At 42.5% G+C, this 12390-nt stretch carries 10 protein-coding genes and 1 rRNA gene; 7 read left to right on the top strand and 4 right to left on the bottom strand.

Annotated features, from left to right (window positions below; all coding sequences use genetic code 11):
- Positions 1 to 41 precede the first annotated feature (41 nt).
- From FTT91_RS10340 to FTT91_RS10350, 3 genes are all read left to right on the top strand, one after another.
- Positions 42 to 425: an RcnB family protein gene (locus FTT91_RS10340; RefSeq protein WP_004974051.1), complete on the top strand. Its 384-nt coding sequence runs from the start codon at positions 42 to 44 to the stop codon at positions 423 to 425.
- A gap of 145 nt (positions 426 to 570) precedes the next feature.
- A complete protein-coding gene (gene argA / locus FTT91_RS10345; RefSeq protein ID WP_004974049.1) occupies positions 571 to 1917 on the top strand; it encodes an amino-acid N-acetyltransferase in 1347 nt (448 codons plus the stop codon).
- Between the two features lie 419 nt (positions 1918 to 2336).
- Entirely contained in the window at positions 2337 to 3014 is a 678-nt protein-coding gene (locus FTT91_RS10350) for a TetR family transcriptional regulator C-terminal domain-containing protein (RefSeq protein WP_136144515.1), read from the top strand.
- 99 nt (positions 3015 to 3113) lie between these two features.
- Here FTT91_RS10350 and FTT91_RS10355 read toward each other — a convergent pair whose 3' ends face one another.
- Positions 3114 to 3680: a 5'-methylthioadenosine/S-adenosylhomocysteine nucleosidase gene (locus FTT91_RS10355; RefSeq protein ID WP_136144516.1), complete on the bottom strand. Its 567-nt coding sequence runs from the start codon at positions 3678 to 3680 to the stop codon at positions 3114 to 3116.
- A gap of 207 nt (positions 3681 to 3887) precedes the next feature.
- Between FTT91_RS10355 and ribF the strand changes: the two genes are divergently transcribed.
- The 4 genes from ribF (at position 3888) to FTT91_RS10375 (ending at position 8809) form a co-directional block, all read left to right on the top strand.
- Positions 3888 to 4889, top strand: coding sequence for a riboflavin biosynthesis protein RibF (gene ribF / locus FTT91_RS10360; RefSeq protein ID WP_180169363.1), 1002 nt, complete (start codon positions 3888 to 3890; stop codon positions 4887 to 4889).
- A 66-nt stretch (positions 4890 to 4955) separates the two neighbouring features.
- Entirely contained in the window at positions 4956 to 7802 is a 2847-nt protein-coding gene (gene ileS / locus FTT91_RS10365; protein ID WP_180169364.1) for an isoleucine--tRNA ligase, read from the top strand.
- The gene (gene lspA, locus FTT91_RS10370; RefSeq protein WP_004974039.1) at positions 7795 to 8334 is read left to right on the top strand and encodes a signal peptidase II; all 540 of its coding nucleotides are present in this window, start codon (positions 7795 to 7797) and stop codon (positions 8332 to 8334) included. The genes ileS and lspA overlap by 8 nt, the downstream gene beginning before the upstream one ends.
- The gene (locus tag FTT91_RS10375) at positions 8327 to 8809 is read left to right on the top strand and encodes a peptidylprolyl isomerase (protein ID WP_004974037.1); all 483 of its coding nucleotides are present in this window, start codon (positions 8327 to 8329) and stop codon (positions 8807 to 8809) included. Before lspA ends, FTT91_RS10375 begins: the two co-directional genes overlap by 8 nt.
- A gap of 424 nt (positions 8810 to 9233) precedes the next feature.
- Here the strand turns inward: FTT91_RS10375 and FTT91_RS10380 are convergent, their stop codons facing one another.
- The 3 genes from FTT91_RS10380 to rrf all read right to left on the bottom strand — a co-directional run.
- Positions 9234 to 10403, bottom strand: coding sequence for a PQQ-dependent sugar dehydrogenase (locus FTT91_RS10380; RefSeq protein ID WP_180169365.1), 1170 nt, complete (start codon positions 10401 to 10403; stop codon positions 9234 to 9236).
- Between the two features lie 192 nt (positions 10404 to 10595).
- Complete coding sequence (locus tag FTT91_RS10385; protein WP_004974034.1) at positions 10596 to 11954, bottom strand: MFS transporter; 1359 nt, start codon at positions 11952 to 11954, stop codon at positions 10596 to 10598.
- Positions 11955 to 12286: 332 nt separating this feature from the next.
- Positions 12287 to 12390, bottom strand: a 5S ribosomal RNA gene (gene rrf, locus FTT91_RS10390); the annotation flags it as partial.

Below are 12390 nucleotides of genomic sequence, written 5' to 3' on the forward strand. Positions count from 1 at the left end.
TGGACACATCTACCCCATATTTAAAACTGAAGGTAAGTCGCATGAAAAAATTACTCAGCACCTTAGCACTGTCTTTAAGCGCAATCATGGCAACATCGGCTATGGCAGCACCCGACCATCGTTATGATGATCGTCGTCATCAAGCGAGTGCCACCTATAAACATCACGACAAGCGTTGGGACAATCCACGTCATCATGCACAGTGGGAACAAAAGCGTTATGATCAAAAACGTGTGAATCCAAGTCGTGACTGGCGTGTAGGTCAAAACCTCCCACGCGGATATGATGCGAACCGCTACAAAGTCAGTGATCGTGAAGCACGTCGTTTACCCAACACAGGTCGTTATCAGCAGTGGTATAAAGTCAACGGTGACTATGTGCTGATTAATGAGCGCACCCAGCGTATTATTCGTATTATTGGCTAAAACCGTTCAGCCTGAGCTGAAAAATAGCATTTCTCCACAACACCTGAAGCACCATTCAGGTGTTTTTTTATATTTAGTCTTCCGCTGCAGAATTTTTTGATTAGAATCAAAGACAGCACCATCGATCATTACAGCAGGCCAACGAATGACTCCAACTGAAAACCCGCACAGCACAACCTTACAATATGTGCATTGGTTTAGACATTCTGCGCCTTATATCAATGCCCACCGCAATAAAACCTTTGTGATTATGTTCGATGGTGAAGCGGTTTTGCATGAAAACTTTCAGCACATTATTCATGATATTGCCCTACTACACTCGCTTGGTATTCGTTTGATTTTGGTACATGGTGCGCGTCCACAAATTAATCAAAACTTAAAATTCAGCCAAATTGATACACCGTTTCATTTGCAACGTCGTGTCACCACTCGTGAATCTTTATCGTGTGTCATGAATGCTGTCGGTTCAATTCGCCTGCAAATTGAAGCCTTATTGTCGATGGGGCTAGCTAACTCCCCTATGTACGGCGCACGGATTGATGTGGTGTCGGGTAACTTTATCACCGCCAAACCGTATGGCATTCGTGATGGGGTCGATTATCAACTGACTGGCGAAGTCCGCACTGTAGATGTCGATGCCATTCAACGCCATTTAGAAAATCATAATATTGTGTTGCTCGGTCCAACAGGTTATTCCACCACAGGTGAAGTGTTTAACTTGTTGGCTGAAGAAGTGGCAACTAAAACTGCCATTCAATTAAAAGCTGACAAACTGATTTTCTTAGGCGCGCAGCACGGTTTGCAGAATGCCGAAGGTCAATTGCAACGTGAAGTTCATCCGCAACATTTAAATCCATATATTGAAGATGCTCAGCGACATCATCCTGAATTGGCTTTACACTTAAATGCAGCCCAAGATGCCTCATTAAACGGCGTACATCGGGTACATCTCATTTCCTATGCCTACGATGGTGCTTTACTCGAAGAACTGTTTACCCGTGATGGTTCAGGGACGATGGTGAGTGATGCACATTATGAAGAAGTGCGTACGGCCAATATTCAGGATGTAGGCGGTTTGATTCGTTTATTACGTCCTTTAGAAGAAGAAGGCGTGTTGGTATATCGTTCACGTGAGCGTCTGGAAAATGAAATTGGACAATTTGCAGTGATTGAACGTGACGGCATGATTCTCGCCTGTGCCGCCTTGTACCCCATTCCGACCACAGGTCATGAACTCAAGTCGGCCGAAATTGCCTGTGTCGCGGTGCATCCTGCTTATCGTAAATCCAACCGTGGTCGCCAAATTCTGGATTATTTAGAAGATAAAGCCAAAACCATGGGTATTCAGCAATTATTTATTTTAACCACTCGCACCGCACACTGGTTTTTAGAACAGGGCTTTGCACCTGCCAGTGTCGATGATTTACCCGATGCACGTCAGGCTTTATATAACTATCAACGCAACTCAATTGTGTGTAAAAAACGGCTCTAAGTGAGGTTTTTTGACAGGTTGAATGATACTGCACAACCAAAATCCAAACATGTTTCACGTGGAACATGCTGCCGATTAAATCAGGTCATCACACCTATATCTGTCAGCACGACATTGTACGGATGATCAAAATTGGCAGCATCCACACCACTGTTTAGTTTTTTTAAATAAAATTGATGCAAGGCAGGAAGAAACTTTACTTTTATCATTTATATAAAAAATTCAAAAAACTTATTCATTCAGTCAAAAAATACAAAAGCAAGATACTCCCCCTCTGTAACTATGCTTTTAACGGATTTAATAGCTAAGCTACAGAATAAACTAAAAATATTTTAAAAATACATCTTTAAAGGATGCACAAGCCTGATGATTTGCCGTACAATTAATAATTCCCTTTTTTCATTGTTTTAAAATTACGAATGGAACAAAAAAAGAGTACACAAAAACGCCATCAGCTTCTCAATGCTGCACTCGACGTATTTTCTTTATACGGATTTAGCGGCGCGAGTTTGGACGAAATCGCACAAATTGCAGAGATGCATAAGTCGAATATTTTCTATTATTATGAAAATAAAGAAGCCTTATATGTTGAAGTACTGACTACAGTACTACAAAAATGGCTGGCACCTTTGCAAATGCTCGAAGCTGAACTCGAGCCTGATGAAGCAATTACCAATTATCTGCTGCAGAAAATTGAGGTTTCACGTACTCAACCGAAAGCATCACGTCTATTTGCATTAGAAGTGATTCAAGGTGCGCCACATATTCAGGAAATTTTAAAAGGCCCTCTGAAAAAACTGGTCAAACGCAAAGCCAAAGTCATTACCATGTGGCAAGAGCAAGGCAAACTGTCTAAGCAGATTGATCCTGAATTGCTTATTTTGAATATTTGGGCGATTACCCAAAACTATGCCGACTTTGCAACGCAAATGGAAATGGTGACAGGTAAAACCCTGCGCAACCGCAGCATGTTGCAACGTGTCTTGCAACATACAGTTCACATGATGCTCTACGGTATTATGCCGCGTCAGGACGAAGTGGATGCACCTCAAGCCGCTGTGGTCACTGCCACACCTGAACAAGAATCAGAAGACTAATTGCACAGCACTAACACTAATTGCACAGCACTAACTAAGATACGCACTTTTACTCACGACCCTAGTTATGACTAGGGTCGTGGCGTTTTGGCAACGATATTATTTAAGACCCTGATACAAAGACAATAGTTTTTGCGCACCCAACAACAAGTTTTCTTCCCAGTCTAAATGCGCTGTATCATTGGCACCATCGGTAATATATTTCACCGACAGCATCCGTACCCCTAATTTTTTACAGACTTTGGCAATCGCATAGCCTTCCATGTCAACCAACTGACACGGTACTTTAGGTGTACCCGTTTCAAAGCTATCTCCCGTGCCACAAATGCCACTTGGCAAATGCTCAAAATAGCGTTCCAAATGAATTTCTGCAGGGTGTTCCTGATCCATTGGCGTGACTCCCACCTGAAAACCCAACGGAGAAACATCCATATCGCGCTGCACAAACTGGCACACTTCCACCAAAGCATGCGCATCAAAATGTGAGCTACCAGCCGTGCCTAAATTCAATAAAGTTTTACAACCAGTCTTTTGAATCACTTCAAAGGCTTTAAACGCAGCATTGACCTTACCAATACCACTGTAATGCACCTGAATCCCAGCCTGCTCAAACAAGCCTTTAGACTCACTGGGCAATGCCATAATTAAAGCGAAATCAGAATTCATCACTATTTACTCGTGCAGATCATTGAAACTGAGCACATTAGAAAAGAAAATCTGGTGCGGTGCAAATCCAGTTCACCTTTCGCGCTCAAATAGTCGGATTTTGCCTGATTTTCAGATAATTTTTCAGGTTAAAAACACAACAGCAAGACGAAAGCGCGAGAATATGGCAATATATAGCCCTTACAAATTTTCAACTTTCATCCGATCATGCAGCTGCTCCGCCTGAATGCTTTATCTTCAACCACTGACCTCGCCCAAACTGCCGTGACCATTGGCAATTTTGATGGTGTGCATGTCGGTCATCAGGCGATGATTCAACAGCTCAAAGAAGTTGCTGCGGCGCAACAACTCAAAACCGTGGTGATGCTGTTTGAACCTCAACCATTGGAATTTTTTAAAGGCTACGATGCCCCACCACGCATCAGCTCGTTGCGGGAAAAAGTCGAATATCTGACCGAATTGGGCGTCGACTACATTGCAGTAGCGAAATTTGACAATCATTTCCGCAGTTTAAGTGCCGAAGCCTTTGCAAAACTTTTAAAAGATACCCTGAATGCCTCGCATTTGGTCTTGGGCGATGACTTCCATTTTGGTAAAAACCGCCAAGGCAATAGCGAGTTTTTGCGCAACTATGGCTTTCAGGTCACCAATTTAAACACCATTGAACTAAATGGTGAGCGTGTTAGCTCAACTCGTATTCGTCAAACTTTACAAGCTGGTGATTTGGCACTCGCAGCCAAACTACTTGGACGCCCATATAGCATTACAGGGCGCGTCCAATATGGCGATCAAATTGGTCGTACCCTAGATTTCCCCACCATTAACGTACGTTTAAACCGTCATCGTCCTTGTTTAAACGGTATTTATGGCGTTGAAGTGGTCTGCGAAACCACCTCCTTAACCGACACAGTCAGCAATGCACATCCTAGCAAAACAGGTGTTGCAGGCTACAGCCCAAACAGTTTATTTGGTGCAGGGCATGTCGGAACTCGTCCTGCCATCAAGCAAGAACATCCCGAATGGCGATTAGAAGTACATTTCCCCAATGTTTCTGCTAATCTGTATGGCTTGTTAATGCGGGTCACGTTTTTAAACTATTTACATGGCGAAAAAAATTACCCTTCGCTTGAAGCACTCAAAGCGGGAATTGATGATGATGTTGAAAAACTTCTTGAATTTCGACAAGATCATCCACATTTCCCTTTTTAATTTACCCTAAATATTTAATGTAAAACGCGTCAGTCCATGGGCTGATTCAACTGGAAGACAACTTGCATGAGCGATAAGCAAACTCCTGAAAATGCAGTGGATTATAAAGCCACGCTAAACCTCCCAGGTACTGAATTTGCAATGAAAGCAAATCTCACAGTACGTGAAGCGAAATGGTTAGAAGAGTGGTATGCCGACAACATTTATCAGCAGATTCGTGCATCGCGTATTGGCAAGAAAAAATATGTGCTTCACGATGGCCCTCCGTATGCCAATGGTCAAATTCACTTGGGTCACGCGGTTAATAAAGTCCTGAAAGACATCATTATTAAAAGCCGTGTCATGGATGGTTTTGACGCACCCTACGTTCCGGGTTGGGACTGTCACGGTTTACCAATTGAACTTAAAGTAGAAGAAAAAGTGGGTAAGGTGGGTGTAAAAGTCGATGCTTCGACTTTCCGTAAAGCCTGTCGCGAATATGCTTACACCCAAGTCGAATTACAGAAAAAAGACTTCGTGCGTATGGGTGTATTTGGTGATTGGGACAATCCTTACCTCACCATGAACTTCAAGCAAGAAGCCGATATCGTGCGTTCATTGGGTGCAATTGCCAAAGCAGGTCATATTGAACCGGGTCTTAAACCTGTGAACTGGTGTTTGGACTGTGGTTCTGCATTGGCAGAAGCCGAAGTTGAATATGAAGATAAAAAATCCGATGCAATTGATGTCGGTTTTGCTGTGGTCGATTTAGCCGATTTATCTGCACGTTTGGATGTGCAAGTGAATGATGCCACTGACATCGTCATTTGGACGACTACACCGTGGACTTTACCTGCGAACCAAGCCGTTGCATTACATGCCGAAATTGAATACCAATTGGTGAAGGCACGTGCCGATGAAAAAGCACCACAAAACTTTATTTTGGCCAAAGAATTGGTACTGTCAGCAACTGAACGCTATGGCTTTAGCAGCTATGAAGTATTGGCTGACTTCACAGGTGACAAACTCGAAAACCTGATCTTACAACATCCACTGATTCAAGCACGCCAAGTACCTGTGATTTTAGGTGAACACGTGACCGCAACAAGCGGTACAGGTGCAGTACATACCGCGCCTGGACATGGTGTGGACGACTATAAAGTTGGCTTACAATACAACCTAAAAGTTGACAATCCTGTCGGTGGCAATGGCGTATATTTACCTACTGCACCAATCTTTGCAGGCGAACACATCTACAAAGCCAATCCACAAATTATTGCGACTTTGGCAGAAAACAATAAGCTGTGGGCACATCACCCAATCAAACACAGCTATCCGCACTGCTGGCGTCATAAAACTCCAATTATTTTCCGCGCTACACCACAATGGTTTATCAGCATGGATGCCAAAGGTTTACGTCAAGGCGCACTGAATGCGATTGAAAATGACATCAGCTTTGTACCTGATTGGGGTAAAAACCGTATCCAAGCGATGATTGAAGGTCGCCCAGACTGGTGTATTTCACGTCAACGTACTTGGGGCGTGCCAATTCCATTCTTTGTACATAAAGACACCAACGAATTGCACCCACGCACACCTGAATTGATCGAAGAAGTTGCAAAACTGATCGAGCAAGAAGGGATTGATGGCTGGTACAACCGTGAAGCCAAAGACTTCATTGGTGATGATGCCGAGCACTACAATGCAGTACGCGATACATTAGACGTATGGTTCGACTCAGGCACGACCCACTACGCCGTACTACGTGAGCGTGAAGAGTTACAAGACCCAGCCGATTTATATCTTGAAGGTTCAGACCAACACCGTGGCTGGTTCCAGTCTTCATTGCTCACCTCAATTGCGATCAATGAACGCGCACCATACAAAGGCTTGTTAACCCACGGCTTTGTAGTGGATGAAAAAGGTCGCAAAATGTCGAAATCGTTGGGTAACATCATTACTCCACAAGACATTATTAAAGACATGGGTGCAGACGGCTTACGCTTCTGGATTGCATCGGCAGATTACCGCTATGAAATGACTGCAGGTAAGGAAATCTTTAGCCGTGCCTCTGACGGTTATCGTCGTATCCGTAACACCTTGCGTTTCTTGTTGGCCAACTTAAATGGCTTCAAACCCGCTACAGATGCACTGCCTGTAGATCAGTTGATTGCACTGGATCAATACATCCTGCAACGTGCCGCAGAAGTACAGAAAACCATTCAGCAAGCCTATGAAGATATGAACTTCCATATCGTGACCAGTGCACTGACCAACTTCTGTATTAATGACTTGGGTGGTTTCTACCTCGATATCATCAAAGACCGTCAGTACACCACCAAAGCAGACTCGCAAGCACGTCATTCTGCACAAACCGCTTTGTATCACTTGGTTCAGGCTTTCGTTCGTTGGATGGCGCCAATCTTAAGCTTTACTGCACAAGAAGCATGGCCGCTAATTCCTGAGCAATCAGAAAAATATGTCTTCACTGCAGAATGGTATGACATTCCAGTGGCTTCTGAAGCCAACATCTTGGCAGAAGCGGAATGGCAAACCCTAATTGCAGTTAAATCTGCCGTCAATAAATTCATTGAAGCTGCACGTACTGCCAAAACCGTTGGTTCCAACCTGTCTGCTAAAGTTGAGCTTTGGGCGAATGACGAACTCAAAGCCGTATTGGATAAACTAGGCGATGAGCTGCGTTTTGTTCTGATTACTTCACAAGTGATTGTGAATAGCTTTGATGCTGCACAAGGCGAAGCCTCTGATTTAGATGGCTTGAACGTGAAAGTTTCTGCAGCAGATGGCGAAAAATGCGTACGTTGCTGGCATGTACTCCCTGATGTGAATACACATTCTGCACATCCAGGTTTGTGCTCACGTTGTATTATCAACCTTCCAACAGGTCAAGGCGAAGAGAGAAAATATGCCTAATCCACAACACAAAAAGGGCTTATTCCAGTTCTATCCACATAATTTATGGTGGGTGGGCTTGTCCATTGTCGCGATTATTCTCGACCAATGGACCAAATGGATTGCAGTATCGCATCTGAATTACGCAGATCCAGTGCCTGTATTGCCCTTTTTGAATTGGACTTTACTGCATAACTATGGCGCTGCCTTTAGTTTCTTGTCCGATGCAGGTGGATGGCAACGTTATTTCTTTACCTCACTGGCAGGTTTAGTGTCTGTAATTTTTGTATTTTGGCTAATGCGTATGCCAAAAAATGTCATCGTACTGCCTTTGGCGATTGCCTTGATTTTAGGCGGTGCGATTGGAAATTTAATTGATCGGGTCAGTCTTGGCTACGTGGTCGATTTTATTCACGTGTACTACAACAACAGCCACTTCCCTGCCTTTAATATTGCAGACAGTGCCATCACACTTGGCACCATTCTGCTGTTAATTGATACGTTTTTCCTAGAAAAGCACCGAATTGAACGAGCGCAGGCGCAACATGACTGAAATTATTAATCCAAATGATGAAACTCGTATTGAAGATGGCTCAAAAGTCGAATTGCACTTTTCTGTCGCCATTGAAAATGGTGTAGAAATTGACAACACCCGTAGCCGCGCTGAACCTGTAAGTTTGGTCATGGGCGATGGCAGCCTATTACCTGGTTTTGAAAAGTCATTATTTGGTTTACGTGCAGGTGACCGTCGTACCGTGAGTCTTCCACCTGAAGAAGCATTTGGTCCATGGAATCCTGAAAACGTACAAACTTTTGATACGGTTAAATTTGAGCAACATCCAGTTGAAGGACACATGATTGAATTTGAAGATAAAGCCAAACAAAGCCTCTATGGCGTGGTGAAATCTGTCAACGATGATGTGACTGAAGTAGACTTTAACCACCCTTTAGCGGGTAAAAATATTACCTTTGAAGTTGAAATCTTTAGAGTGACCCCAGCAGGACAACAAGGTATTAAGTTGATGTAATCAATTTGCATACTTACTGCATCTTTCTGCTGTTCAAATCTCCCAAGTACAAGAAAATGAATTTGGGAGATTTTTTATTGAATAAGATAATTATTAAATATAATCAAATACTTAAAATTAAATAAATCCAGTTTATTGATCTATATTTTACCGATATATCGTTGTACGTTTTAGCTTACATGCACTGCAGAAAATTGACGCTAGGCAAAGATCAGCTTTCATTTTATATTTAACACATACAGAAACAGGATGTTTCTAAAAGCAAGAATAACAATAATAAATAATATAACGGCAGGACGCTGAAAGGTATAACAGGAGTAATACCTAAACATAAATCTGAAAAAGCCCCGACATGATGTTGGGGCTTTTTTCTATTTGTTTTTTGTCCTACTTTGAAATAAGTTTAGACCTGAAGAAATTTATTTTATGGAGCCACCAATTTAAGCAATCTGGCAGATTGACCATCTTCAATCACCCAAATATTGCCATCCTGTGCTTGAAGTACGCCACGAATCCGCTGACCCATCTCGATACGCTGTAACTCCCGAACAGGCTGTGCTTGCGTATCCACCACAATAATTGCTTTTGAAGATAAACCACCAAGAATGGCTTTATGCTTCCAGTGTGGAAATACATCTCCCGTATAAAACATCAAACTTGAGGGAGAGATGACAGGCGTCCAATCCAGCACTGGGGCTGTAAATTCAGGACGAGTCGCATGGTCTGGAATTGGCAAACCATTATAATGATCACCGTTCGACACCAACGGATAGCCATAGTTTTCGCCTTTGGCAATCAGATTCAACTCATCACCCCCTTTAGGTCCCATTTCTGCAACCCAAAGCTGCCCTGCGGGATCGAATGCCATGCCTAAAGGGTTGCGATGCCCCAAACTCCAGACTTGCTTGGCAATCTCTCCATGTGTTTGAAATGGATTGTCTAAAGGGGTTGTGCCATCTGCATTTAGACACAAAATTTTGCCTAAATTAGATTTTAAATCCTGAGCAGGTTCAAACTTTTGTCGCTCACCAGAACTTATCCACAATTTGCCATCTGCACCAAACTTTATACGATGCGCATAGTGCCCCTGTCCCGATACTTTCGGCACTTGCTGCCAGATTCTTTGAGTTTCGGTGAGTTTTGGCGTGGGTTTAGCATCTAATACAAGCTTGCCCCGAATCACGACTGCACCGTAACCACCCGTACCCACTTCGGCATAACTTAAATAAATCTGCTGATTCTGTTGAAATTCAGGATCTAAAATGACGTCACCCAAACCACCTTGTCCGCCATAGGCGACTTCAGGGATAGCTTGAACATCTAAGCTTTGACCTGTTTTTGGATCAAAAAGTTTTAATTTCCCCGCTTTTTCTGTAATTAATAGGCGTCCATCGGGTAATTCTGCCAATGCCCACGGCTCATTAAAATCTGCAATTGGCTGTATTTGATAGCGTTGTAAATTTTGTGCAGAAGTTGATTTTGACTCTAAAGCAGCCGTGTTCTGTTTCGGCTCAACTTGCGCATTACACCCTGTAGTTAAACCCAATACAACTAGACATATAAATCCATAGTATTGCCGATTTATCTTGAGCATCCTAATTGCTCCTCTATTCATTCAATCTTTGCTTGTGCTAATCAAGACATCATAATCAATGAAATGTACCTCGTGCACAGTAGAAATGTAGCGATACACACTTTCTTACTTAAATCTTCTACAAAGTGAATAGGCAAAAAAATTAAGGAGCAATGCTCCTTAATTTCAAAGTCCCAAAACACTAACGATCAATTAACTATAAGATCGGCTGGCTTTTTTAACCACGCTTGGCTCACTCACCACCTGTGATGTACTTTGTAAACGAATCAGTGCTACTGCAATTGCACCAATCACTGCAGGAATCGCCACCGCCAAAAAGTTCATTTTATGTGGTAAATCCATGCCCAAAAGTACGCCAATAATAATAGGGCCTACAATCGCACCGACACGCCCCACTGCAGAAGCACAGCCGATACCTGTAGAACGAATCGTAAGTGGATAATACTGAGCAACAAAGCTATACAATAAAATACTGCTGCCAATGGCAGAAGCACCTGCTAAGCCCACCAATAAATAAATCACAGGCTGTGGTGAATTAAAGCCTAGACCCACTAGAGAGAATGCGCCCAATAAAAACATGCCAATAATCACAGGTTTTAAGTGGAAACGGTCTGCTAAAATCCCGCCACTGATGGTTCCGATCACAGCACCAATGTTCATCGCCATTAAGAACATTAAACTGTTACCCAGCGAATAACCTGCTGCCATCATCAGTTTTGGCAACCAACTGCCCAAAGCATAAACCATCAACAAACACATAAAGAAGCAGCACCAAAACAGCAAAGTACTCATGCCACGGTTATTTTTAAATAAGGCTGCAATTGAGGCATCTGCGGTTTGTACTTCATTTAATACAAATTGTGTTTGTGGGCTGATATTTTCTTGTGGGCTAATTTGCTGGACGATGTGACGCGCTTTTTCATGTTGCTGTTTTTTCACCAAAAAAGTTAAAGATTCTGGTAAGAAAAACCACAATAAAGGCAAAATAAGTAACGGTAATCCCGCAATATAGAACATCACTTCCCAGCCAAAGCTAGGCGTCAACCATGCACCAAGTAAGGCTGCCATAATGCCGCCCACAGCATAGCCGCTGAACATGGTGGTAACTAAGGTACTACGCATTTTTTGTGGTGCATATTCAGAGGTTAAAGCCACGAGGTTAGGCAATACCCCGCCAATCCCTAAACCTGCAATAAAACGTAAAATACCAAACTCTGTTGGGTTGGATGCAAAGCCGCCCCAAAAAGTAAAGCCACTAAATAACGTCACACAAATTAATATGACATTTTTACGGCCAATTTTGTCTGCCAACATGCCAAACAGCATGGCGCCAAACATCATGCCTGCCAGTGCCGTACTCGCAAGCATACCTGCCTGTACAGCCGTCATATTCCATTCTTGCATCAGTAGTGGTAAAGCCACACCGTTAATCGCCAAATCATAACCGTCAAAAATAACGACAAATACGCACCAAAGTACAATTTTTAAATGAAAAGGTTTAAACTTTGCTTGATCCACTACAGCATTCACATTCATTGTTGTTGCTGTCATTTTTCCCTCACCTCCAATTGTGAGCTTTTTATTTTATAAAAAATGAATGGTTATTCACTTTTGTATATAAAATGAATCAATATTCACTTTTTGTCTACAGCAAAAACTTAACTCTGGTTAATTTTCTTAAAAACCTAGACTAAAGTTGTAGATAAATTCGACCAAATAGACTTGCAGTAATTTATGATATTTTGATATATGCTATATTTTTCACATAATTTATTATTGTAAATATATTGTTTTAAACTTCTTTCTTCTACTTTTCTTCTTAATATTTTCTCTCTTGCATAAAAAAACACCCCCAACGCTAGTTGAGGGTGTTTAGAATAATGAGCTGGCGATGACTTACTCTCACATGGGTAACCCCACACTACCATCAGCGCGAAGAGGTTTCACTTCTGAGTTCGGGAAGGGATCAGGTGGTTCACTCTTGCTA

Source organism: Acinetobacter sp. YH12021 (genome assembly GCF_013420145.1).
GTDB classification, from domain to species: domain Bacteria; phylum Pseudomonadota; class Gammaproteobacteria; order Pseudomonadales; family Moraxellaceae; genus Acinetobacter; species Acinetobacter towneri.

What these genes read in the sequence shown, in the direction of transcription:
- lspA (WP_004974039.1), top strand. Translation starts at nt 7,795, where the DNA reads ATGCCTAATCCACAACACAAAAAGGGCTTATTCCAGTTCTATCCACAT.
- FTT91_RS10380 (WP_180169365.1), bottom strand. Translation starts at nt 10,403, where the DNA reads ATGCTCAAGATAAATCGGCAATACTATGGATTTATATGTCTAGTTGTA.
- ileS (WP_180169364.1), top strand. Translation starts at nt 4,956, where the DNA reads ATGAGCGATAAGCAAACTCCTGAAAATGCAGTGGATTATAAAGCCACG.
- argA (WP_004974049.1), top strand. Translation starts at nt 571, where the DNA reads ATGACTCCAACTGAAAACCCGCACAGCACAACCTTACAATATGTGCAT.
- FTT91_RS10375 (WP_004974037.1), top strand. Translation starts at nt 8,327, where the DNA reads ATGACTGAAATTATTAATCCAAATGATGAAACTCGTATTGAAGATGGC.
- FTT91_RS10350 (WP_136144515.1), top strand. Translation starts at nt 2,337, where the DNA reads ATGGAACAAAAAAAGAGTACACAAAAACGCCATCAGCTTCTCAATGCT.
- FTT91_RS10385 (WP_004974034.1), bottom strand. Translation starts at nt 11,954, where the DNA reads ATGACAGCAACAACAATGAATGTGAATGCTGTAGTGGATCAAGCAAAG.
- FTT91_RS10355 (WP_136144516.1), bottom strand. Translation starts at nt 3,680, where the DNA reads ATGAATTCTGATTTCGCTTTAATTATGGCATTGCCCAGTGAGTCTAAA.
- FTT91_RS10340 (WP_004974051.1), top strand. Translation starts at nt 42, where the DNA reads ATGAAAAAATTACTCAGCACCTTAGCACTGTCTTTAAGCGCAATCATG.
- ribF (WP_180169363.1), top strand. Translation starts at nt 3,888, where the DNA reads ATGCAGCTGCTCCGCCTGAATGCTTTATCTTCAACCACTGACCTCGCC.